General features: G+C 66.0%; 22 protein-coding genes. 21 read left to right on the forward strand and 1 reads right to left on the reverse strand.

The annotated features are described in order from the left end of the window. The first annotated feature begins 132 nt into the window (after nt 1-132). The 6 genes from ASE11_RS04785 to ASE11_RS04810 all read left to right on the forward strand — a co-directional run bounded on the left by ASE11_RS04785 (nt 133) and on the right by ASE11_RS04810 (nt 5347). Nucleotides 133-708: a hypothetical protein gene (locus tag ASE11_RS04785; RefSeq protein WP_056267087.1), complete on the forward strand. Its 576-nt coding sequence runs from the start codon at nt 133-135 to the stop codon at nt 706-708. 165 nt (nt 709-873) lie between these two features. Further along, the gene (locus tag ASE11_RS04790) at nt 874-1509 is read left to right on the forward strand and encodes a hypothetical protein (RefSeq protein ID WP_056267091.1); all 636 of its coding nucleotides are present in this window, start codon (nt 874-876) and stop codon (nt 1507-1509) included. Continuing rightward, on the forward strand, nt 1506-1967 hold the full coding sequence (locus ASE11_RS04795) for a hypothetical protein (protein ID WP_156406238.1): 462 nt from the start codon (nt 1506-1508) through the stop codon (nt 1965-1967). The genes ASE11_RS04790 and ASE11_RS04795 overlap by 4 nt, the downstream gene beginning before the upstream one ends. Before the next feature lie 10 nt (nt 1968-1977). Beyond that, nucleotides 1978-2808, forward strand: a complete 831-nt coding sequence (locus tag ASE11_RS04800) for a hypothetical protein (RefSeq protein WP_056267098.1) — start codon at nt 1978-1980, stop codon at nt 2806-2808. Further along, on the forward strand, nt 2805-4787 hold the full coding sequence (locus ASE11_RS04805; protein WP_056267101.1) for an SdrD B-like domain-containing protein: 1983 nt from the start codon (nt 2805-2807) through the stop codon (nt 4785-4787). Before ASE11_RS04800 ends, ASE11_RS04805 begins: the two co-directional genes overlap by 4 nt. Before the next feature lie 86 nt (nt 4788-4873). Continuing rightward, entirely contained in the window at nt 4874-5347 is a 474-nt protein-coding gene (locus ASE11_RS04810; protein WP_056267105.1) for a hypothetical protein, read from the forward strand. Nucleotides 5348-5431: 84 nt separating this feature from the next. Here the strand turns inward: ASE11_RS04810 and ASE11_RS04815 are convergent, their stop codons facing one another. Further along, on the reverse strand, nt 5432-6529 hold the full coding sequence (locus ASE11_RS04815) for an IS630 family transposase (RefSeq protein ID WP_056267108.1): 1098 nt from the start codon (nt 6527-6529) through the stop codon (nt 5432-5434). A 342-nt stretch (nt 6530-6871) separates the two neighbouring features. Between ASE11_RS04815 and wbaP the strand changes: the two genes are divergently transcribed. From wbaP to ASE11_RS04890, 15 genes are all read left to right on the forward strand, one after another. Continuing rightward, nucleotides 6872-8443 carry an undecaprenyl-phosphate galactose phosphotransferase WbaP gene (wbaP, locus tag ASE11_RS04820; protein WP_156406241.1) on the forward strand — a complete coding sequence of 524 codons (1572 nt, stop codon included), beginning with the start codon at nt 6872-6874 and terminating at the stop codon, nt 8441-8443. Between the two features lie 36 nt (nt 8444-8479). Then, a complete protein-coding gene (gene fcl, locus ASE11_RS04825; RefSeq protein WP_056267117.1) occupies nt 8480-9457 on the forward strand; it encodes a GDP-L-fucose synthase in 978 nt (325 codons plus the stop codon). Between the two features lie 14 nt (nt 9458-9471). Then, nucleotides 9472-10623, forward strand: coding sequence for a GDP-mannose 4,6-dehydratase (gene gmd, locus ASE11_RS04830; protein ID WP_056267380.1), 1152 nt, complete (start codon nt 9472-9474; stop codon nt 10621-10623). Between the two features lie 19 nt (nt 10624-10642). Continuing rightward, nucleotides 10643-11965, forward strand: a complete 1323-nt coding sequence (locus tag ASE11_RS04835; RefSeq protein ID WP_162258024.1) for a lipopolysaccharide biosynthesis protein — start codon at nt 10643-10645, stop codon at nt 11963-11965. Then, the gene (locus ASE11_RS04840) at nt 11962-13557 is read left to right on the forward strand and encodes a GMC oxidoreductase (protein ID WP_056267124.1); all 1596 of its coding nucleotides are present in this window, start codon (nt 11962-11964) and stop codon (nt 13555-13557) included. Before ASE11_RS04835 ends, ASE11_RS04840 begins: the two co-directional genes overlap by 4 nt. After that, nucleotides 13554-14501 carry an aldo/keto reductase gene (locus tag ASE11_RS04845; RefSeq protein ID WP_056267129.1) on the forward strand — a complete coding sequence of 316 codons (948 nt, stop codon included), beginning with the start codon at nt 13554-13556 and terminating at the stop codon, nt 14499-14501. The genes ASE11_RS04840 and ASE11_RS04845 overlap by 4 nt, the downstream gene beginning before the upstream one ends. Continuing rightward, nucleotides 14489-15760 (forward strand): O-antigen ligase family protein, encoded by a 1272-nt coding sequence (locus tag ASE11_RS04850; RefSeq protein ID WP_056267133.1) that lies wholly within the window; start codon nt 14489-14491, stop codon nt 15758-15760. The genes ASE11_RS04845 and ASE11_RS04850 overlap by 13 nt, the downstream gene beginning before the upstream one ends. A 1-nt stretch (nt 15761) precedes the next feature. Continuing rightward, a complete protein-coding gene (locus ASE11_RS04855) occupies nt 15762-16748 on the forward strand; it encodes an acyltransferase family protein (protein WP_056267135.1) in 987 nt (328 codons plus the stop codon). 24 nt (nt 16749-16772) lie between these two features. Next, complete coding sequence (locus ASE11_RS04860) at nt 16773-17903, forward strand: glycosyltransferase (protein WP_056267138.1); 1131 nt, start codon at nt 16773-16775, stop codon at nt 17901-17903. Next, nucleotides 17900-19048 (forward strand): polysaccharide pyruvyl transferase family protein, encoded by a 1149-nt coding sequence (locus tag ASE11_RS04865; protein WP_056267142.1) that lies wholly within the window; start codon nt 17900-17902, stop codon nt 19046-19048. Before ASE11_RS04860 ends, ASE11_RS04865 begins: the two co-directional genes overlap by 4 nt. Further along, a complete protein-coding gene (locus ASE11_RS04870; protein WP_056267146.1) occupies nt 19045-19614 on the forward strand; it encodes an acetyltransferase in 570 nt (189 codons plus the stop codon). Before ASE11_RS04865 ends, ASE11_RS04870 begins: the two co-directional genes overlap by 4 nt. Continuing rightward, entirely contained in the window at nt 19607-20563 is a 957-nt protein-coding gene (locus tag ASE11_RS04875; protein WP_056267149.1) for a nitroreductase family protein, read from the forward strand. Before ASE11_RS04870 ends, ASE11_RS04875 begins: the two co-directional genes overlap by 8 nt. Nucleotides 20564-20572: 9 nt before the next feature. Beyond that, the gene (locus tag ASE11_RS04880) at nt 20573-21544 is read left to right on the forward strand and encodes a glycosyltransferase family 2 protein (protein ID WP_056267152.1); all 972 of its coding nucleotides are present in this window, start codon (nt 20573-20575) and stop codon (nt 21542-21544) included. Nucleotides 21545-21738: 194 nt separating this feature from the next. Next, nucleotides 21739-22470 (forward strand): hypothetical protein, encoded by a 732-nt coding sequence (locus ASE11_RS04885; RefSeq protein ID WP_156406242.1) that lies wholly within the window; start codon nt 21739-21741, stop codon nt 22468-22470. Then, entirely contained in the window at nt 22467-23762 is a 1296-nt protein-coding gene (locus tag ASE11_RS04890) for a glycosyltransferase WbuB (protein ID WP_056267158.1), read from the forward strand. Before ASE11_RS04885 ends, ASE11_RS04890 begins: the two co-directional genes overlap by 4 nt. Nucleotides 23763-23930: the final 168 nt, after the last annotated feature.

A 23930-nucleotide genomic window follows, 5' to 3' on the forward strand; every position in this document is an offset into this window, starting at 1 on the left:
TATGTGAGTTTTTTCCGATTTTTGTCTTGCCATCAAACGTGTCGTTTCGTAACATTGGGCCATCAACCCCCGTGGAGCAGGTACCTGAAAGTGCTCAGCCCACACTTCTCACTTCAATCTGAAGGAAACGTCGTGAAAAAAGCCCTGCTGCTCAAAACCACCCTGGCCCTGGCTCTGGCCACCCCCTTGCTGGCTTCGGCCGAATCGCAGCTCGTGGTGGGCGCCGGTTCGGCGACCGCCCGCCTGGACGTCCGCGTGATCATCCCGCGCGTGCTGTTCCTGGCCGTGGGCACCGGAGAAGCCGGCACCACCACCGATTCCACCATCGACACCCTGACCTTCGACCTCACTCCCACGCCCGGCTCCGTGGGTTCGGGCACGCCAACTGCCGGCCAGAACGTGAACGTGCGTGTGCGCGGCAACAACGGCCAGGTCGCCCTGACGGCCGCCACCACCGGCGCCCTGACCAACGCCACGGCGGACACCATCCCATGGTCGGAAATCGCCGTCTCCAGCGACCTGCCGGCTCTGCCCAGCCCGGTGATTCCCCTGACCGGCACCGGCGCAGGCAGCAACGTCACGCTCAACACAGGCAAGGTCACCGACCGCGCCGCCGTCTGGACCTACGCCTACCGGAACACCGCCGTGGTGGCCCCCGGCACCTACGCGACCAACGGCCGCGTGACCTACACCGCCTCCATGCCCTGAGCCCCTGCGCAGCAGCACCGCTGAAATGGCGGCCTCATCGCCACCATTTCCCACACGGAGGGTTTGCGCACAGCAGCCCTCCGTGGCCATTTCAGGCCCAAACCCTGCACCGCAGACAGGGAAAGCCAGGGAGCTCAACCGGATTCCGTTGGTGACAATGACCCCATGAAGCGCGCCGCTCGTCCCAGCACCTTGAAAAGCCTTGCCAGCGCGTGCTTGGTGCTGCTTTGCTGCGCGGAAATGGCCAGCGCCCACGCCTGGTCGCTCACGATCAACGCCGCCTCCCGCCGCGTGTACCTGCACGTGGGCAATGGCACGTTCGAGGGCAACAACGGCACCATCAACCTGGTGCAGGTCGCGGTGCCGTTCAACCTCGTGGGCAATGGCGCCGCCCAGGCGATGACCAGCAACAGCACCCAGAACATCAGCCTGCAGGGTGACGGCTACAACACCTGCCCGACACCCACCAGCCAGGTGATGATCGGCGCGTCCTACCGCCGCAGCAACGGTGGCAACGGGCCGGCCAGCGCCACCCTCAGCGTCACCTCACCGGCCAACCTGGTCAACGCCGCCGGCGACACCATCCCGTTCTCGCAGATCAGCTGGACCGTGTCCGCGCCGGGCAGCAGCGTGCCCAACGTGATCCCGGCCGGTACCTTCAACGGTGGCACCCAGACACTCGCCACCGTGCCGGCCAACCGCTACATCGAGAACTGCCACACCTACAGCTACGCCAACAGCTCGGTCGTGGCCGCTGGCACCTACAACGGGCGGGTGACCTACACCCTCAGCAGCCCATGAGCATGCGCAGACGCCTGGCCACTGCGGCGGTCTGCGGTCTGATGGCCGCGTCCGCCTGGGCCAACCCGCACCGCCTGGACGATTCGCTGAGCCACACGGTGCCGCCCAACGTGCAGATGCAGTGGCGTCCCGTGCCGCCAGGTCAGAGCGATGCCGGTGGGATGGAAGCCTGGCTGCGGGTGAACGTGCGCATCAATACCCGCGACTGGGCCGGGCGCAACGGCCGCGTCTACATGGTGCTGCCGCGAGACCAGGCGTCCAACATCGAGGCCGTCTGGACCACGCAAGGCCGCCTGCAACCTGGCCGGCTGGTGTCGGGCGAGCGCACCCTGGTGTACGCAGGGCAGTTGCCCGGCGCCACACTGGACGACCAGTTGCAGGTGCGCCTGCGCTCCGGCCCCGACTGGTTGAGCAGCAGCCGCCGTCTGAATTTCCACTTCGAGCTGGACGTCGACTGAGCTTTCCGACATGACCGCATTTCCGCCCTTCTTTCGCCGCTCCCTGAAAACCGCCTGTTTGCGAGCGCTGTGCGCCGTGGCCGCTCTCGGCGCCCCGCCACTGGTGCAGGCCCAGGGCTTCGCCGCCTACATCACCCCGCCGCGCTTTGAAGTGAGCGTGGCGCCTGGCGCCAATCTGCGTCAGGTTCTGGAAATCCAGCACGTGGGCCAGCAGAAGGGCAACTACCGCATCAGCACCAACGACTGGGTGCTGATGCCCGACAACTCGGTCACCTTCAGCGAAGAACTGACTGCCGACAGCTGCCGGCCCTGGGTGGCGATCGAACGGCGCGAGCTGACGATCGAACCCGGCGCGCGCTACCGCTACCGTTTCGAAATCACGCCGCCGCCGGGCACACCGCCGCGCGAATGCCGCTTCGCGCTGATGGTGGAGGGGCTGGATCCTGCGCGTGTGCAAGGCGCCTTCAACTTTCCCGTGGGAGGCCGCATCGGCGTGATCGTGTACGCCGCCATCGGCGATGCGGCGCCCCAGCTGGAGATCGCCGGGACGCGCGTGGCCACCGTCAACGGCAAACCCACCGCCATGGTCGACGTGCGCAACCGCGGCAACGCACATGGACGCCTGGAAGGTTTCGTCAACGGCACCGATGCCAGTGGCGCGCGCTTCGAGATGTCGCCCGCCGACCTGCCCATCCTGCCCGGCGAGACGCGCGGCATCGCGATCGGCCCGGTGGTCGACGATGGCAAGCCCGCCCCTGACATCCGCTTCCCGCTGGTGATCAAGGGCAACCTCGAATGGGGCAAGAACCGCCTGCCGTTGGACGCGAGCTTCGCTCCATGACGGGGCTGGTGCCGCGCCCCACCCGCTGTCTGCTGGCCATCCTGGGCGTCTGCGCCCCACTGCTGACCGCATGGTCGCAGACCACGCCCGCCACCCCGGCCGCCGCACCCGCGCCCGCCTATGTGGACCGGGTGATCGAGAACCTTCCGCCCGAGCCGACGGACGATGCCGAGGCCTACCCTTACGATCGCGAAGGTTGGCCGCGCTTCCTGCGGCTGGAGACCCGCCTCGGAACCCAGCCGTTCGACCAGGCGCGCAAGACCCGCATCGGCTATGGCATATATGGTCTGCTGGAAACACCCAACCACGGCACGCTCTCGATCGACGGCACCTATGCACCGAGCGACAGCAGTGGCACGCTCACGCTGCGCCAGCGCGCGATGCCGCTGGCCGGTGGCTGGCTGGTCAGCAACGAACTCGGCGTGATCAACCCACCCGCGCCCGGCATCACGCGGCTGCCCTCGCGCGTGTTCGTTCCCTCGGCCATCCTGCAGGGCGTCAGCACCGAATGGGAAAACCCCGGCCACGGCGTGCAACTGCAGGCCGCCACCGGCGAGCCCGGCCGGCTTGACTTCCTGCCCGCCAGCGGCTTGCGGCGTCTGCCGGGCCGACGCACCTCGTTCGGTGGGCAGTGGCGCATCAACGCGGATGACGCCCAGCCGCTTTCGAACCAGGGCTGGACGGTGGCGCTGCAACACGAGGACGCGCGCGGCGTCTCCAACCTGGATGTGCCGCTGCAAGCGGGCGACATCATCGACGCCAACTCCACCTTGCTGGCGCTGCGGCACGAGAGCGGGGAGCACCGCATCCAGGGCCAGGTGGTGAGCACACAGGCCAGCAACGTGGCCGGCACGCGCAGCGGCTTCTGGATCGACGGTGAGTGGGACGATGGCCCGCGCCGACACGGCGCGGGCGCCTACCGGCTCGACCCCGACCTCACCTGGGCGCAGCTGCCACTGGCCAGCGACATCATGGGTGCCTACGTGCGCTCGAGCTGGCGCACACGCCAGTGGTCGGCCGAAGGTTCGGTCGACTGGCTCGACTCGACCAGCGGGCGCAGCGGCAGCGGCTACTACGCCACCGGCTCGGCGCGCTGGCGTCTCAACCGAGACCACACACTGGGCGCCGGCAGCACCGTGCGGCGCTTCGACGGCAACGCCTGGAGCACCTACGGCGACTGGCGCTTCCAGAACGGGTGGGGCACCAGCGGCCTGCGCCTGGAGTTCACCGCAGGCGACAACCAGGCCGACTCGCGCTGGCTGACCTGGGATCAGGACTGGCTCGCGCCGCAAGGCTGGGCCCTGTCCACCAGCCTGGGCACCGGCACCTATGCCGCCACGGCCAGCCAACCGGAAGAAACGGCCTGGAGCGCCGCGCTCAGCGTGTCGGCCCCGTTGAGCAGCAAGGCCAGCCTGCGCGGCAACTTCAACACCGAGCGCAACAACGCCGGCCAGGAGCGCCACAGCCTGAACCTGGGCGCCAACTGGCGCATCGACACACGCTGGAGCCTGGAGGGCAACTTCAACCGCTCCACCGGGCGCAGCCGCTTCAATCCCTCGCTTGACCCGTTGGCGCCGCTGCCGCTGGTGGTCCCCGAATCGGACCGCTCGTTCTACGCCGTGCTGCGCTACGAACTCGAAGCAGGCAGCCGCAACGTGCCACTGGGCGGCAAGATCGCCGATGGTGGTGGTCGCATCGAGGGCACGGTGTACTTCGATGCCAACCGCAGCGGCACCCAGGAGGCCAGTGAAACCGGCGTGCCCAACGTGACCGTGTACCTGGACAACCGCTATGCCGTGCGCACCGACAGCCAGGGCCGTTTCGAGTTCCCGTTCGTGGCCAGCGGGCCGCGCACGGTCACCGTTCGCCCCGACACGCTGCCCCTGCCCTGGAATGTGGTCGATCAAGGCCAGGTGAAGGTGGACGTGCGTCTGCGCGAGAGCGTCTCGCTGAGCATTCCGGTTCAGCGCAGCGAGTGACAGAGAGCGCGTTTTCGGGCTCGCGGCCCCGGCGGCCTACATGAAATGGGGATTCAAGTTCGGGGGCGGCAGGCCGATAGTGGGACATGTCCCGCTCATTGCGCCCCCTTCTTGCCTGCCTGACCTCCAGCGCGCTGCTGTTGGTCCCAGCGCCCAGCATGGGCGAGAGCGCGGTGGTGATCCAGAGGAATGCAGGCGCATCGCTGGACTTCCGCATCATCATTCCGCCCATCATGCGGGTGCTGGAGAACAGCCACCCCCGGCAACTCGATACCTTCGCCGATGGCAAGGTGAGCGCCCAGCAACGCCTCGTGGTGCTGTCCAACATGAGGGGAGGGTTCTGCGTTTCGCTGCGGCGCGCTGCGCCCCAACTCGGCACATGGGAGCTGCAAACCGCCCCACAAAACGGCATCCAGCTCAGCCCGACGGCAGACGGCTACAGCCTCTGTGGCACCCGCCCGGGACGCTACACCGTGCTGCTGCAGCACCGCTTTGGCACCAACGACAGCAGCGCCAACGCCCTCAACTGGCCGGTGCAGACCGATATCTCGTCCATCTGAGCCCTTGCGCCGTGGCGGCTCATCCACGAAATCGGGTTTCGGGATGTAAGAACCACGTTAGTGCCCATGCACCCGTTACATGGCCTACGGGTGGGGTGCGCCAGTATGTTCTGCACTTATCGCCCAGTGCGCCAGCGCGGCCTTGGTGCGGGTGACTTGAGCGGTGTCCGGATCGCTGGCAGCCCAGTTGAACGGTATGGGGCTTCTGTTGGGATGTTCGATGTACTGCGCGATGGCTTGCTGAAGTTCGGCCACGCGGGTGAAGCTGTCGCGCCGGATCCCGTGCTCGGCGATATCGCAAAAAAAGCGCTTGACCATGTTCAACCACGTGCCGTTGGCAGGGGTTGAGTGCACGACAAAGCGCGGGTGTTGGGCCAGCCAGGCCTGGACCTTGGGACGCTTGTGCGTTGCCTGGTTTTCAACGATCAGGTGCACCTGCAGATGCTTGGGCGTCTTGCGATCGATCAGGCGCAAGAACTTGAGCCAATCCTCGTGGCGATGCCGGTCATGGCACATCGAGATCACGGTACTTTCCAGCTTTCTGAGCGCGGCAAACAGCGTTGCCGTGCCATTGCGCCAGTGGCCGTAATTCAAGATGCCGGTGCGTTGGGAATGGGTGCCGTTGAGATTCTGAATCTGGCTCTTGTCGGCACAGCTGAGCACCAGCGCACGCTCGCGCGGGTTCATGTACAGCCCCACGATATCCACCAGCGCGTCCTCGAAGCGCGGGGGCGTGTCCCGTGACACCGTGGAAGTGCCGAGCAAGTGCGGCTTGATGCCGTTGCGCCGCCACACCCGGCGGATGGTCGTGGCGCTCAGGCCCAGATACGAGGCCAAGGTGCGTGTGCTCCAGCGCGCGGCAGCAACCGGCTGCTCGTAAAGCGTCGTGCTCAGGATGTGCGACTCCACCGCGGAGGTCACGCTCGGTGCGCGCCCCGAACGCGAGGCGTCCTGCAGCAACGCCTGGACACCGCCTTCAATGAAGCGCCGTCGCCACAACGCCACCTGACGCCGGTCGAGCTTGACCTCCTCGGCGATGTCCTTGTTCTGCCAGCCTTGTGCCGCCAGCAGGATGACGCGGGCGCGTTGCTGCACGCGAGCCTCCACCCGCCTGCCTTTGGACAGCGTGAGCAACTCGGACGTGGTCTTCGCATCCGGCTCGATCGCTTGGGCAACTCGCATTGTTTCAACCTCCTTGAAAAGCGGTGTGTGTCTGAGATCACTAGATCCATCAATTAAGGCGCATGCCACCAACTCACCCTGAGCGAGCGTGTCGAAGCAAGGTTCGATCCAACGCAATCCTCGTGGCTTAACTCAAAGCTCGTTACATGTCGCTCTCGCACCTGCCATAAGAATGAAAAAACAAGTGCGCGACTGTTCGTCAGCGCACACACGCAACGAACTCAGGGTGTCCATTCATGTCGTGCCTCAATCACCAGACGTCCCAGCGCTTCATGCAAGTGCATCCCAGGCACCCGCATGGGGCCTGCCCAGTGACCAACCCCATCCGTGGTGGGCTTTGACATGGACCGCGCACGCGCCCGTCCAGTTGAGAGACCCCCGCCTGCCGAAGTCGCCCCGGGGATCGTCGTCCCGCTGTACAACGAACATGACCTCGCACGCAGCCTCTCCCCGTGGGTCAACCTCGCCCGACACCAGCAGACGGTAAAAGCCTGGCTGGTGCTCACCGATCTGTGCGTGCTCTGGCTCTGCTTCGTCGCCGGGCGACTGCCCGCGTGGCTTCGCGACGAAATGAGCCTCTCGCAGGCCATGAACGTCTGGTGGGCGGCCCATGGTCACCTGCGCCTCACGCTGTTCGCCGCCATTGCCCTGACCATGGTGAGCTGGATGTGGACCGTTCAGGGCCACTACACCGCCCACCGCCGAAAACCCTGGTGGGACGAAGCCCGCCAGATGATCCAGGTCATCGTGCTCGCAGCGCTGCTCGACGCGATGGTCATGTACCTCGCCAAGTGGCCGCTGTCTCGCTTGTGGACCGGCGCCACCTGGGGCCTCGTGCTCGTCTGCCTGCCGCTGGCCCGCCTGGCCATACGCACCTACTTGCTGCGTGCTGGCCTGCTCACCCAGCCCTACGTGCTCATCGGCCATCCCGACGACGTTGAAAAAGCCGCTGCCGCCCTGGCCAGCGAACCGCTGCTGGGCTACAAGCCCGTGGCCGTCGTCTGCCCCGACCCCGGCGCGCGTCTGGTCAAGCTCGGTGAGCATGTGGCCGCGCCGACCGCGCTCACCCCCGGCGTGCGCGAATTTCTCGCCCGGCCCGGGCCCCACCAACTTGTTGGTGTGCTCGGCATTCGGGACAACAACTGGCTGCGCGAACTCGCGCAGGAGCTCATGCTCACCCGCGACGACCTGGTCATGGTGCCCGCGATCGGCGGCCTGCCCATCTACGGCATGGAGGTCTCGCACTTCTTCAGCCATGAGGTGTTGCTGCTGCGCGCCCGCAACAACCTCAACCGCCGCGGTCCACAAGTGCTCAAACGCGCGCTCGACATCGTGGGCGCCGCCGCCCTGCTGGTGCTGCTGGCACCCTTGTTTGCCTGGGTCGCGTGGCGCATCAAGCGCGACGACGCCGGCCCCGTGTTCTTCGTGCAAAAACGCGTGGGTGTGGACGGCCAGCTGTTCGACTTCATCAAATTCCGCAGCATGGTGATGGACGCCGATGGCGCTCTGGAGCGCTGGAAAATCGAAAACGAAAAGCTCTACGTGCAATACCTGGCCAGCAACTTCAAGCTCGCCAACGACCCCCGCATCACGAAGATCGGCAACCTCATCCGGCGCACCAGCATCGACGAACTGCCCCAGCTCATCAACGTGTTGCGCGGCGACATGAGCCTGGTCGGCCCGCGCCCGCTGCTGGCCCGCGAGCTGGGCGAGTACGGCAAAAGCATCGCCGCCTACGGCAAAGCCCGCCCCGGCATCACCGGCCTGTGGCAGATCAGCGGCCGCAGCACCAGCACTTTCCAGCACCGCATCAACATGGACCTCTGGTACGTGCGCAACTGGTCACTCTGGTACGACCTCGTGATCATGCTGCGCACCGTTCGCGTTGTGCTCAGACAAGAAGGTGCTTGCTGATGCCACTCCGACCCATTCCCTCACCACTTCCCACGCATGAACAGCACTGAAACCATCTACGTCGCAGGCCACCGCGGCATGGTCGGCTCGGCCATCGTGCGCCAGCTGCTCGCCGCCGGCCACCCCGCCAGCCACATCGTCACCCGCACCCACGCCGAACTCAACCTGACCGACCAGGCCGCCGTTCGCGCCTTCTTCGCCCGGACCAGGCCGCAACAGGTGTACCTCGCCGCGGCCAAGGTGGGCGGCATCCACGCCAACAACACATTCCCCGCCGACTTCATCTACCAGAACCTCATGATCGCGGCCAACGTGATCGAAGCCGCCTTCTGCAACGGCGTGCAGAAGCTGCTGTTCCTCGGCTCCAGCTGCATCTACCCCAGGCTCGCTCCGCAGCCCATGAGCGAACAAGCCCTGCTCACCGGGCTGCTCGAAGCCACCAACGAGCCCTACGCCGTGGCCAAGATCGCGGGCATCAAGCTCTGCGAAAGCTACAACCGCCAGTTCGGCGCCAGCCACGGCGTGGACTACCGCAGCGTCATGCCCACCAACCTCTATGGCCCGGGCGACAACTACCACCCTGAAAACAGCCACGTCATCCCAGCGCTGATCCGCCGGTTTCACACAGCCAAGTTGTCTGGCGCGCCCGAGGTCGCCATCTGGGGCAGCGGCACGCCCATGCGTGAGTTCCTGTTTGTCGACGACATGGCCGCCGCCTGCGTGCATGTGATGAACCTGCCCAAGGCCAGCTACGCGCAACACACCCAGCCCATGCTCAGCCACATCAACGTGGGCTACGGGTCGGACATGACCATCGCCGAACTTGCCCACAACGTCGCCCGCATCACCGGCTTCGCTGGCGACATCAGCTTTGACGCCACCAAACCCGACGGCACGCCCCGCAAGCTCATGGACAGCAGCCGCCTGCACAGCCTGGGCTGGCAAGCCAAAGTCGATCTGCCTTCCGGACTGGCCCTGACGTACCAGGACTTCCTGCAGCAAACCGCCCAATGACGGAACCCAGCACCATGACCCAAAACCCGCCCGCCCCCAACGTCAAGCCCAAAGTCGCCCTCATCACCGGCGTCACCGGGCAGGACGGCTCCTACCTCGCCGAACTGTTGCTCGAAAAGGGCTACATCGTGCACGGCATCAAGCGGCGCAGCAGCCAGTTCAACACCCAGCGCGTGGACCACATTTACCAGGACCCGCACATCGACGACGCACGCTTCCACCTGCACTACGGCGACCTGAGCGACACCAGCAACCTGATCCGCATCGTGCAGGAAACCCAGCCCGACGAGATCTACAACCTGGGTGCGCAAAGCCATGTGGCGGTGAGCTTCGAAAGCCCTGAATACACCGCCGACGTGGACGGCATGGGCACGTTGCGACTGCTCGAAGCCATCCGCATCCTCGGGCTGGAGAAAAAGACCCGCTTCTACCAGGCCAGCACCTCCGAGCTTTACGGCCTGGTGCAGGAAATCCCGCAGAAAGAAACCACGCCGTTCTACCCGCGCAGCCCCTACGCCGTGGCCAAGCTCTACGCGTACTGGATCGTGGTGAACTACCGCGAGGCCTACGGCATGTACGCCTGCAACGGCATCCTGTTCAACCACGAATCGCCCCGCCGCGGTGAAACCTTCGTCACCCGCAAGGTCACGCGCGGCCTGGCCAACATCGGCCAGGGACTGGAGAACTGTCTCTACATGGGCAACATGGATTCGCTGCGCGACTGGGGCCATGCCAAAGACTACGTGCGCATGCAATGGATGATGCTGCAACAGGAGCAGCCCGAAGACTTCGTCATCGCCACCGGCGTGCAATACAGCGTGCGCCAGTTCATCGACATGGCCGCCAGGGAACTGGGCGTCACCCTGCGCTTCGAGGGCGAGGGTGTGAACGAACAGGCCATCGTGCAGTCGATCGAGGGCGACAAAGCCCCGGCGCTCAGGCCGGGCCAGGTGATCGTGAAGGTGGACCCGCGCTACTTCCGCCCCACCGAAGTGGAAACCCTGCTGGGCGACCCCTCCAAAGCCAAAGCCACGCTGGGCTGGGTGCCGCAGATCGCGCTGCAGGACATGGTAGCGGAGATGGTGGTCTCCGATCTGGCCGACGCACAGCGCCACGCCTTGCTCAAGACCCACGGCTACGCCGTTGCAGTGACCGGCGAACACTGAGCGCCGGTCACCCACCCAGATGTCTGTTCCACACCCATTGCGCACCCCCACCCTCGGACTCTCGTCGATCGCCGGGCGCATCGCCTCGGGCGCCGGCGCCTACGGCTACGCGCAGGCGGTCAGCATCGGCACACAACTGGTGTCGCTGCCGCTTTTCCTGCACTACTGGGACATGGCCACCTACGGCTACTGGCTGGCACTGACGGCACTGCCCTTCTACCTGTCGCTGGCCGACGCCGGCATCTCCACCGCCTCGAGCAACCAGATGATCGGCCTGATCACGCAGGGCCAGAAGGCGCGTGCTGGCGAGGTGTTCCAGAGCGCCGTGGCCTTTCTGTTGTCCGTCTCGCTGCTGGTCCTGCTCGTCGTCGGCGCCACCCTGCTGCTGCTGCCCTCCACCGCGCTGCAAGCCCCACAGTGGAAAACGGTGCTCATGCTGCTGTCCATCAGCGTGGTGCTCGGCCTGTTCTGCAGCCTGGCCGAAGTGATCTACAAGTCCACCGGTGGCTACGCAGCGGGCACCTACCTGGTCACCACCGGCCGTCTGGTCGAGTGGGCCGGCGGCCTGAGCGGCCTGGTGCTCACACAAAGTTTCATCGGGGTCGCCGCCACGGCACTGCTGGCGCGTCTGGGCTACACGCTGCTCTGCATCTGGTTGAGCCGGCGACGCACCGACTTTCTGCGCTGGGGCGTGCGGCGCGCCAGCCTGGCCGACATCCGGCAGGCCGCAGCGCCCGGCGCGCTGTTCTTCTCGCTCTCGCTGACCAACGCGCTGAGCCTGCAAGGCTTCACCTTGCTGGTGGCGGCCACCCTGGGACCAGCCGCCACCGCCGTGTTCAACACCTACCGCACCGTTGCGCGCATCGTGGTGCAGATCACCAACGCCCTGAGCAATCCGCTCTGGCCCGAACTCACCGCTCTCAAGGGCCAGAAGGACGACGGCGCCTTCTGGAAGCTCTACCGCCGAGCCAACCGCCTGGGCCTGCTCATCGCCGCAGCAGGGGCACTGCTGGTGTACCTGGTCTCGCCCTGGCTGCTGGACGTCTGGACCCACGGCCACATCCCCTTCACCGCCACCAGCATGGCGCTGTTCCTGCTCTACGCGGCCGTGTGTTCGGCCGCCCAGGTCCCGCGCGTGGTGCTCATGGCCATCAACCGCCACGCCGGTCTGGCCTGGCAGAGCCTGGTGGCCGCCGTGGTCTCGCTCGGGGTGGCGTGGCTGGTCTGGGGCAGCGCCGGCATGACCGGCGTGGTGGGCGCCATGTTGTTGGGCGAAGCGCTGGTCTGGCTCACCGCCACGCGCGCCGTGCACCGCCTGCACACCACGAAGGTCGCCCCATGATCATCGACCTGAACCACAGCCCGCCACCCGACACGCCGCACGACGTCGTCATCGTCGGCGGTGGCACGGTGGCTCTGTTGCTGGCCGTGCTGCTGGAACGCCAGGGCCAGCGCGTGCTGGTGCTGGAGACCGGCGGCGGCAGTTTTGAAGCGCCTGCGCAGGAACTCAACGACGCCTCCGTCATCGGGCGGGCCCACACCGGCATTTCCGTGGCCCGGGGGCGCGCCCTGGGGGGCACATCCAACCTCTGGGGTGGCCAACTCACCGGCTTCGTGCCATCCGACTTCGAAGCCCGCGCGGGCGTCTCTGACGCCCCCTGGCCCATCACCTACGAGGACCTGCTGCCCTGGTACGAAGCCGTGGCCAAGGAACTGCGTCTGGCCGATGTGCTCGACGAAAACACGCCGCAGGCGCACAAACTCTTCGGCGACGGATATCCCGACATTTCCGGCTTCACCCTGTTCCTCACGCGCTGGCTCAAGGAGCCTGCCCTGGCCCGGTACTTCAAGGAACGCCTGCAGAACGCATCGAGACTGACCGTGCTGCTGCACGCCCATGCCACGGGCCTGGACCTGGCGCCCGATGGCGAGCGCATCGCCTCGGTTCGCGTGGCGCGACCCGACGGCACATCGACTGCCCTTCGCGGCAAGCGTTTCGTGCTGGCCAACGGCACCATCGAAATCTCCCGCCTGCTGCTCGCCTGCGCGGCAGAACAGCCCCAGGTGCCCTGGGCGGGCAACCCATGGGTGGGCGCCGGTTTTCAGGACCACCTCGAAATGCGCGGCGGCCGGGTGCACCTGCTGGACAAACCCCGCTTCCTGCGCACCTTCCAGAACATCGTGCTGGGTGGCCACAAATACCAGCCCAAGCTGCGGCTGAACACCGGCGCGGGCGACGCCGGCGCCGACGCGGCGCTCAATGTCACCGGCTACTTCGCGTTCGAGTCCAGCATCAGCGAGCACCTGCAGCACCTGAAAGTCATGGTCAAGTCGCTGCGGCGCGGCGGGCTCTCGCACCAGGGTATGGGCGACATGCTGCGCCACCTCCGGGGCATGGGCAGCGCCTGGGTTCCGATGATCGTCCAGTACCTGCGGCATCACCGCATCTACAACCCGGCCGACCGGGGCGTCTGGCTCGTCATGCACGCCGAACAACTGCCGCGCAACGACAGCCGCATCACGCTCGACCCCCAGCGCAGAGACCGCTTCGGCATGCCACTGGCCGCGCTGGACTGGCGCATTGGCGGCCAACCCGAGGTGCGCGCCATGGCCGCCTTTGTGCGTCGAGCCGGTGAAAGCCTGCAGGCGGCGGGGCTGGCGCGCGTGGAGATCGACGCGCTGCTCGACGCCGAAGATGCGCGCGTGCTGGAGCAGGCCACCGACACCTACCACCAGTGTGGCGGCGCACGCATGGGCCACCACCATCGCGACGGCGTGGTCGACAGCGAGCTGCGCGTGTTCGGCACCAGCAACCTCTACGTGGCGGGTGCCGCCGTGTTCCGCACCTCCAGCTACGCCAACCCCACCTTCACCGCCATGGCGCTGACGGCCCGTCTGGCCGAGCGGCTGCACCTCGAACCGGTGACCGCATGACGACGGACAGCCACACCGACCTCATCTCGCAACGGCTGGGCTTTGGCTGCGGCCGGCTCAAAGGTGGCGTCGAGAAGGCCCAAGCCCTGCGGCTCGTGCATGCCGCGCTGGATCTGGGTATTCGCCACTTCGACACCGCGCCACCCTACGGCCTGGGCTCGTCCGAATCCGTTCTGGGCGAAGCCCTCAAGGGTCGGCCAGAGCCCGTCACCGTGTTCACCAAAGCGGGGCTGGCCCGCCCCGCATCCCCCGGCCTCATGCAGACGGCGCGGGCCATCGTCAAGCCCCTGGCCCACCGTATCCCCGGTCTGCGCCAGGCCGTGCTCAAAGGCATGGCCCACCGCGCCGCAGCCGCCAACTTCAACCCGGACTTCATCGCCCAGTCCTTCGAAACCAGCTTGCGCCTGCTGCAGCGCGAGCGGGTGGATGGCCTGCTGCTGCACGAGGCGCACGCGCACGACACGCTGGCCCCCTTGAAGCCGCTGTTCGAGCGCTACGTCGCCCAGGGCCGCCTGGGCGCCTATGGCAGCTCGACCGGGGACGCACGGGGCCGGCTCGTGCGCTTCGGCACGGTGCTGCAATACCGCTGCCCGGTGCCCGGCATGGACGAGGCGCCGCCCGCACCCACCGACATCCTGCACGGCGCGTTCCGCTTCATTGCACCGGCCATCGCACAGCAGATGGCGCGGGACAGCCAGCTCAAGGACCAACTGGCCAGCCTGCTGCCCGCCGGCACCGACCCGGCCGCGGCCACCGGCGCACTCGCCTTGGCCTACGCGCTGGACCAGTTTCACAACCGCCTGCTGTTCTCGACCAACCAGCCGCAACGCCTGGCCACCACGCTTCAACACGTCCGGCACGCCACGGGTTCGACCGAATGGCGGCCTGCCATGCAAGCCCTTCATGCGTCCTTCGCCCAGACAGGTGTCCCATGCGCGAATTGACCTCGAAGCTGTCTCTCTGGCTGTTGGGCGGCTCCATCTACCTGACAGGGTGGTACTACGAAGGCCCGGCGCTTCAGGCGGCCCAGATGGGGGCCATCAGCCTCCTGCTCCTGGCGGGCTTCTTGTCTGCGCTGTCCGGCGACACCCGGCGCATCCGGCCCAGCCTGGTCGAATGGGTCTTCGCCATCGCCTTCCTGTTTGCCATGCTGGTGGCCTGGATGACGGGCAACGTGCTGTCGACGATGTACGGCGCCATGTTGCTGCTGGTGCTGGTGTCCATCGCGTTCCTGATCCGCCACCGTGGTGCGGCCGAGCTGATCGCCGTGTTTCGGTGGGCCTACGTGGCGCTCGTCGGCACGCTGCTCCTGCTGGAACACCAGGCCCTGTTCGCATCCCTCTCGGGCAGCGTGGAGTACGGCCTCGGACTGGTTCGCTACCAGCCGCTGGGCATGAACCCCAACCTGAGTGGTCTGGTGTACGGCGGTGGTGCCCTGCTGTTCTTTCAGCGCTATCTGGCCGCTCACAAAAGTTCCCAGAAAGTTTTCGCGCTGGCCATCGTGGCGATGTGCCTCTTCGTGTTGCTCGCCGCGTCGGCACGCGCCAGCATGTTGGCGCTGGCCGTCGCCGGCGTGACGGGCGTCACCTTGATCGCCTTGCGCGGCTCCCGCCGTTCGCGCATGAGCCTGGTGTTGGCCGCGTTCGTCGGCCTGATCGTCATTCTCTACAAGTGGGCGGACATCAAGGACTACCTGTCGCTCATCCTGGACATCGACTCGCCCACGCGCGGCGTGGATTCCGGCGCCACAGGGCGCACCGAGATATGGCGGGCGGGCTTTGCACTGGTGTTCTCGGACCCGGTGCTGCTGTTCACTGGCCGGGGCATCCGCTCGGCCCTGCCGGAAGTCATCGGCTTTCCGGTCGAGAGTTCGTACATCAACCTGGCGCTGGAGCACGGGGTGTTCTTCGGCTCACTCATCACGCTGGTGTTCGTCGTCACCGCCTGCCGCGCGCTTCAACAGGGGCTCAAACCGGGCCAATACCGGTACCAACTGTTCATGGTGGGGCTGATGCTGGTCTTCATGCTGGCCCAGTCCTTCTTCAACCGGTACCTGATCGGCGTCGGCAATCCCTATTCGCTGTGGATCCTCGTGTTGATCCTGCAAGTGAACCTGCGCAGCCGGGCGCCCGGCTCTTTGCCCATCGGGCGCGAGACCATCTCCCATCTGAATACACATCGCACCACCCGGATCGGAGCTTGATATGACACGCAGACCCACAGACACCACCCTGATGCTGTTCATGGCAACCGCATTGATCACCTTGTCGCATCTGGACGCCTTCGTTCCGGACCCACGCATCGCCACGGGCGGCGCGATCGGCAACTCGCTCTTCTTCTTTCTCTCGGGCTTTGGCTTGACCATGAGCTTGAATGCCACAGGCCAGGGCGCATCGACGCCGTCGCTGCTGGCCTACCTCAGGAAGCGTGTTCTGCGCCTGTACCCCGCCGTCCTCATCGTCGCCTGCGCGATGCTCGCGGTCGGCATGATCCGCATCACAGACATCGCCGACCTCGCCAGGATCTTTGTCTGGCCCACGCCGTTCTGGTTCGTCTCCGCGGTGATGGTGTTCTACGTGCCGGTCTTCTACCTGGCACGCCTCAAGCCCGCCGGCATTGCCACCGCCATGGCGTTGCTGCTCATTCCATACGCCGTCTTCTACAGCCAGCTGGACTTGTCGACCTTTGTCGTGGAAGGCGACGACCACTTCAAGTGGATCAACTACTTCGGCATCACCCTGCTGGGCTGCCTGGTCGCCCGTCTGAAACTGACGCCCAGGTTCAACCTCTTTGCCATCGCCTCGCTGCTGATCTCGTTGCTGCTGTTCCTGGTCACCAAGCTCACGATGTTCCGCTACGACATGGGTCACCTGCAGTTCGTGTTCCATGTGCTGCTGTACCCCATTGTCTATTTCAGCTTTCACCTCTTTGCATCCGAAACGGTGCTCAGGCCCCTGCGGGCCACACCCCTGTTCCCCGGCATTGCGCTCCTGGGTGGATTGACGCTGGAGATCTATCTCACGCAAACCGCGTGGATCCATTGGCTGGAAGCGCAGAACTACCCGTTCGGCCACGCCGTGCTCCTGACCCTGGCCCTGGTGCCCCTGCTGGTGTTCTCGCTCTTGACCCAATGGCTGTCCCACCGGATGACGGCGGGCGCATCGCGCCTGTTCCACCCGGCAACGGCCTGATGAACCGAAACGGCTCGACCTGACATGACCATCGTCTTCTGGCATTCCTACCTCATGTTCCACCAGGCCGCGTACATCCGCGAGCTGGCGAACATCCCCGGCAACACCGTGCACTGGTGCGTGACGCAGGACCTGCCCGCGCACTACCGTGACCGCGGCTACCCTCTCCCCGACACCGGCAAGGTCCAGGTCCACCAGGCGCCCACGCCCGAACAGATCAGCGAACTGGCCACGCTGCCCGACTCGGTGCAGGTGTTCTTCGGTCTGCGCGGTTTCGCGCTGCCACTGGCCGCCTTCAAGGCCAGCCTCGGCGCCCCGGTGCACCGTTTTCTGATGACCGAAAACCGCTATGAGCCGGGCGTGCAATTGCTTCCTCGCTGGCTCATCTACACCTGGGATGCGCTGCGCTACCGCCGCCACCTGCGCGGTGTGTTCTGCATCGGCCATTCGGGCCGCTACGGTGGCGCGCGTTTCTTCTCGGCCTGCGGTTACCCACGTGAGCGCATCGTGCCCTTCCTGCACGTGGTGGATCGCTCGCCGTTGCCGTACACGCCGGTGTCGCGTGGTCACCTGCAAATGCTGTATGTGGGCCAGCTGATCCCGCGCAAGCGCGTCGATCTTCTGCTGCAGGCCTTCAGTCAGCTCGATGTGCCCTCGGCCCACCTTCGACTGATCGGCCAGGGCCCGGAAGACAAGAGGCTTCAAGCGCTCGCGGCCCGGCTCGGCATCGCCGATCGGGTGAGTTTCTCTGCCAGCATGCCCAACGCCGAAACCGTCGCGGCCATGGCCGACGCCGACGTGCTGGTGCTGCCCAGCCGCTTCGACGGCTGGGGTGCGGTGGTCAACGAAGCCTTGATGGTGGGCACCCCGGTGATCTGCAGCAACCGCTGCGGGGCCAGCGACGTGATCGAGAACGGCCGCAATGGCTACGTGTTCGAGGCCGGCAGCGTCCCCGCGTTGCTGGAGCGCCTGCGCAGCTTCTGCGAGGACTTCCACTGGGACCGTGCCGAACTCGCGAGGGCCGAGTCCACCCACCTGGGTGGGCCGGCGGTAGCCGCCCGCTTACAGCAACAGCTCACGCGTCTGCTGGCGCCGCCTCGGGCGGCCCGGCGGCCCGTCGCGCAAGGCACGGCAACCACGGTGGTGAAGCGATGAACGTCGGCATTCTCACCTTTCACTTCAGCGACAACTATGGTGCCGCGCTGCAAGCCTATGCCTTGCGCCGCTGGCTGATGGAGCAAGGCCATCACGCCAGCTTCATCGACTACCGGCCCGCGCACATCGAACACGGTGGCCGGCTTTGCCTGCCCACGTCGCCCGCCAGGCTCAAGGCCAATCTGAAGGTGGTGTATCTGGCGGTGTCGTCGTTCATCCACGAGCACTTCGGCAACCGGAGCCAGAAAGAAAAGTTCGTCCGCTTCAGGGAGCAGTTCCTGGATGTCGGGCGCGACGCCGCACCCACCGACAACGGTGCATCGCTCGCCGCGGCGCAGGCATACGACCTGATCGTGGCGGGCAGCGATCAGATCTGGAGTCCTTCCCAGCATTTCGGTTTTGATCCGAACTACTTTCTGGCCTTCGCCAAACGGTACCCAGCCAGAAAGATCTCCTACGCCGCCAGTTTCGGCCGGGACCGGGTGTCCTCGTCGGAGGCGGCGCAGCTGCCACAGCTGCTGCGCAACTTCGATGCCATTTCCGTTCGTGAAGCCTCCGGCGTCACGCTGGTCGAGCGGGCCACCGGGCACAGGCCGGCCAACGTGCCGGACCCGACACTGCTGCACTGCGACTACGGGGAACTGACCGACCGGGCGCCGCCCGAACACGACGATCCGTACATCTTCTGCTACGGCCTGCGCTCGCCCGACAACATCCGTCAAACGGCCGATCTGATTTCAAAGCAGCTGAGCTGCCCCATCCTCTCGCCGCACAACCCCCACCGGCGCTGGGTCGAGATCGGCGACACGGTCCACCCCGATCCGGGCGAGTGGGTCTCCTTGATCAGGAACGCGCGGTTTGTCGTGACCAATTCTTTCCACGGCACCGTGTTCTCGCTGTTGTTCAAGAAGCCCTTCATCGTGGCCGGGCTGACGGGAGACAAAGCGCCCGCCAATGCCCGCGCCATCAACCTGCTGCGGGCTGTCGGTCTGGAAAGCCGTTTTGCGCCGTCGTTCTCGGCGCAGAACACCCAGGCGCTGATGGCCAGGGAGATCGATTGGGGCGACGTGGACCAGCGACTGGCGGACCTGCGACAGGCCGGCAACGCGTTTCTGAGCATGCAACTGAAGGCGGTGACCCCATGAGCCCCATGAGCGATTTCGGTTCACTGAGGTACCGCAACGGGTTCACCGCCGCGGCCAAGCTGCGGCGATTCGCGTGGGAAGTGGTCTGGCTGCTGGCCTTCAGGCCAACCCCGCGCTGGGCGCTGCATGGGTGGCGGCGCTTTTTGCTGAGATCGTTCGGGGCCCGGGTGGGCGCCGGATGCCGGATCGCGCCCTCGTGCCGCATCTGGGCACCCTGGAATCTCGTCATGGGCGAGTTCTCGGCGCTCGGCGATGGCGTGGACTGCTACAGCATGGGCCGCATCACCATCGGCTCCAAGGTCGCCGTCAGCCAGCGCTCCTTTCTGTGTGCCGGCTCGCACGACGTCCATTCCCTGTCCAGGCCCCTGGTCACCGGCACCATCGTGATCGAAGACCATGTGTGGATCGCTGCGGAGTGCTTTGTCCATCTGGACGTGGTGATTCGGGAGGGTGCCGTCATTGGTGCGCGCTCGGTCGTGCTCAAGGACATGCCGGCGTGGTCCATCTGCGCCGGCCATCCGTGTCGAAAGATCAAGGACCGTGTGCTGAGGGCGGGCCATGTTTGACAAACTGTTCAAGGTGATCGGCATCTTCAGCGAGGCCCTGCGCGACGCGGTCTTGTTCCTGCGCTTCAACTCGTATTCGCCGTGGGTGGACAAGTCCAGGCGCGCGTTCTACAAGATCATCATCGAGGCCCACACGATCGAGAAGGGCCTGTCCCTGCCGAATCCGAAGCTGCTGTTCGGCAAGGACAAGATCCGTTTCGTCATGAACGCGCTGTCGCGTTACGACATCCAGCACTCATCGGTTCCCGCCCACATGTCGCTGGGCGCCCTGGATGCCTATGTGAACTTCCATGCGAGAGCGGGCGCGTCCGACCCCCTGCTGGACGATATCTCCCGCTACTTGAAAGCGTGGGAAGCCAAGCTGCCCAGGCCCTGGAAGGGTGGCACGCGGGACTATTCGTTCAATGGCCAGCCACCCAGCAACCTGCAGCACCTGATGGCCAGCCGGTCGAGCATCAGGACACTCCAGTCCGCGCCGCTGAAACCCGAACTGATCTTTGAAGCGATCTCGCTTGCGCAGCTCGCACCCTCCCAGTGCAACCGCCAGTCCTCCCGGGTGCATGCCTACCAGGACCCTGCCCGCATCCAGGCGCTGCTCGCGTTGCAGGGCGGCTCGCGCGGCTTTGCGGAATCGGTCGGCAATCTGTTCGTGGTGAGCTCGGAGATCTGCGCCTGGGGCGGCCCGGGGCAACGCAACCAGGCCTATGTCGACGGCGCGCTGTTTGCCATGTGCCTGATGTTTGCCTGCCGATCGATGGGCTGGGGCGCCTGCCCGCTCAACCTGGCCATCGACCACAAGACCGAATCGGCGATCCGCCGCGCCGGCGACATCCCGGCCGGCGAGCGACTCATCATGATGATCGCCTTCGGCGAGCCCGTCGCACCGGACACCCGGGTGGCTTTCTCGCCGAGAAGGCCCGCGGCGGAAATCGTCACCTTTCATGCCTAGGAGGTTTCGATGAGCATCACCGCGATCATCCTGACGTACAACGAGTCCATCCACATCGAACGCGCCATCCGGTCCATCCAGGCGTTCACGGACCAGATCTGCGTGGTGGACTCCGGTTCCACCGATGGCACCACCGACATCGCGAAACGGCTCGGTGCCGAGATCCACACCCACGCCTTCGTCAACCAGGCCAGGCAGTTTCAGTGGGCCCTCGACACGCTCGACATTCGTGGCGAGTGGGTGCTGCGGCTGGACGCCGACGAAATCATCGAGCCCGAACTCGCCCGCGAGATCACCGAGAAGCTGCCGCAACTGCCGAGCGACGTGGTGGGCGTCAACCTCAAGCGCAAACACATCTTCATGGACCGCTGGGTGCGCCATGGCGGGCGCTACCCCCTCGTGATGCTGCGCCTCTGGCGCCATGGGCAGGGCCGCATTGAAGACCGCTGGATGGACGAACACATGGTGGTCTGGGGCGGGCGCACGGTCACTTTTGACGGTGGCTTTGCCGACCACAACCTCAACGACCTGAGCTACTTCACGACCAAGCACAACCAGTACGCGACGCGCGAAGCCATCGAGGTGCTGAACCAGCGGCTGGGCCTGTTTGCTCGCGACGACGCGCTCAACGCTCGCAGCGCCTCGTTCCAGGCTTCGTCCAAGCGCTGGGTCAAGGAGCGCCTCTACAACCGCATTCCCTTCACCGTCAGCGCCACCCTGTATTTCCTGTGGCGCTACGTCTTCCAGCTGGGATTCCTGGATGGCCGCAGCGGGCTGGTTTACCACTTCCTGCAGGGCTACTGGTACCGCTTTCTGGTGGGCGCCAAGGTCATGGAGCTGGAGCGGGCCGTGGCCCCTCTCCGTGACAAGGCAGCCATCTGCGCCGAATTGACCCGGCTGACGGGGCACAAGCTGGTGGCACAGAGCGAGCCATTGGCGACCTCGGGCGTCAACGAAAGCCAGCTGGCGCCCCGACTTTGACCAAAGGATTGTTCGTGCGCACCAACAACGCTCTCCCGTTGACCCCGCGGGTTCTTGCGGCCTTGTGCCTGGCATGGCCGTCATGGGCGCACGCCAATGACAGCTTGATCTGCAAGGATGCAGCAACGCCGGATGGCGCCACCCAGGTGGGGGCTCTTCAACCCTTGTTCCGCGATTGCCCCCGGATCGCTGACGTGGACTTCACGGGACGGGCCGACGGGAGCAAGTACTACGCCGGGTTCTATTCCACCAAGCCCAAGGACAGCAGCTTCTACGAGCCGGCGGACGATGGCGTGGTCATCAAGCGGGGGGGCTTGCTGACCACAGTGAAGATGACCTCCTACCCCGGACTGTTTCCGTTGCTGAGCGGCGCGCGTCCGTTTTACATCGAAGCCCAGGTCGCGACGTCGTCCAACCACCAGGACAATTTTCCGGCGGTCTGGCTCATGCCGATCGAACACAACCTCCGGATGGAAGACGTGTACGAAGGCGATCCGAAAAGTTTCGAGCGCTGGTTCGAGCTGGACATCGACGAAGGCGGCTTCGGACCCGGTGGCCACCACACCGCCATCTCATGGTCCGGCATCTGGCCCAACTACAAAAAGATCCAGAACCCCAACCCGACGTCGAAGGTCCCGCTGGACAGAACCCAGCCCAACGTCTTCGGGGTGTCGTACTCCCCCGACACCCTGACCGTGCGCTGGTGGCTGAACGGAAAGCAGGTGCTGGAAGCGACCCAGCCCTACGTGCCCGAGATCGCGCGACGACAGAACTTCTACCTGATCGTGTCGGCGCAAAGCCACAAGAACATCAGCGACTACCAGATGAAGCTCATGGGCGTTCGCGCCTTTGTGGGTGACGCGGTGCAGAAAAGCGGCGGCGCTGCAACGCCCGCGGCGTCAATCAAGACAAAAGGCCCACCGTGAAACTCCTCTTCTACGGCATCAACTTCGCGCCCGAGCTCACCGGCATCGGCAAATACACCGGCGAGATGGCGCGGTGGCTGGCCCAGGCGGGGCACGAGGTGCGCGTCATCACCGCGCCGCCTTACTACCCGGCGTGGAAGGTGAGCGCGGGCCACAGCGCCAGCCACTACCGCACCGAGTCATGGCATGGCGTTGAAGTGATGCGAACGCCGCTGTGGGTGCCGAAGCAGCCGGGTGGGCTCAAGCGCCTGCTGCACCTGGCCAGCTTTGCGCTCAGCAGCCTGCCGGTGCTGTGGGCCCAATGGCGCTGGAAGCCCGATGTGGTGTGGGTGGTGGAGCCGCCCTTGATGTGCGCGCCCGCGGCGGTGGCGTTTGCCTCCCTGCGAGGTGCCAGAAGCTGGCTGCACATTCAGGATTACGAGGTGGACGCCGCGTTTGATCTGGGCCTGATCCAGGGCCCCACGCTGCGCCGCTGGGTGCAGCGGGCCGAGCGCTGGCTGATGCGCCGGTTCGACCGCGTGTCCACCATTTCCGGCCGCATGGTGGACCGCGCCTTGGCCAAGGGCGTGGCGCCCGAGCGGGTGGTGCACTTCCCCAACTGGGTGGACATCAGCGGCATCACCCCGCTGGCCGCGCCCAGCGCCTACCGGACCGAGCTGGGCCTGGCGCCAGACGCCGTGGTGGCCTTGTACTCCGGCAACATGGGCAACAAGCAGGGGCTGGACATCCTCGCTGACGTGGCCCGTCTGCTGCAGGACGAGCCGCACATCCAGTTCGTGCTGGGCGGCAACGGCTCGGGGCGGGCCGACTTGCAGGCGCGCTGCGCCGGCCTCACCAACGTGCGCTTTCTGGACCTGCAGCCGCTGGAGCGGCTCAACGACTGGCTGGGCCTGGCCGATGTGCACCTGCTGCCCCAGCGGGCCGATGCGGCGGATCTGGTGATGCCCTCCAAGCTCACCGGCATGCTGGCCAGCGGCCGCGCCGTGCTGGCCACCGCGTTGCCCGACACCGAGTTGTGCCGGGTGGTGGTGCAGGACGCCGCCTGCGGCCTGGTGGTGCCGCCGGAGAACCCGGCCGCCATGGCCGACGTGCTGCTTGCGCTGGCGGCCGACCCGGCCCGCCGCGCCGAGATGGGCGCCAACGGTCGCCGCTATGCCGAAGCGGAGATGAGCCAGGACGTGATCCTGCGCCGGTTCGAGACGCAGTTGCTGGCCTTGGTGCAGGGGAGCCAGCGTGAAGCCAGCTCCAGCCGCACGGCATCGACTCGCCTGGGTGGCGAGCGTTTGAAGTAGGACGTTACATGATCGATCCATTCCACACGGACGCCCGGCCCCTGTTCGTGGAAACTGGTTCTGTCGGGCAGGCCCTCATGGTCATGGCACTGACCCTGGTGACCAGGCTGCCACACGCCTGGGACCACCCGTTTCGCCTACCGGCCAGCCCCACGCGGGCCTCGTTTT

It is taken from the genome of Hydrogenophaga sp. Root209 (assembly GCF_001428625.1).
GTDB lineage: Bacteria > Pseudomonadota > Gammaproteobacteria > Burkholderiales > Burkholderiaceae_C > Hydrogenophaga.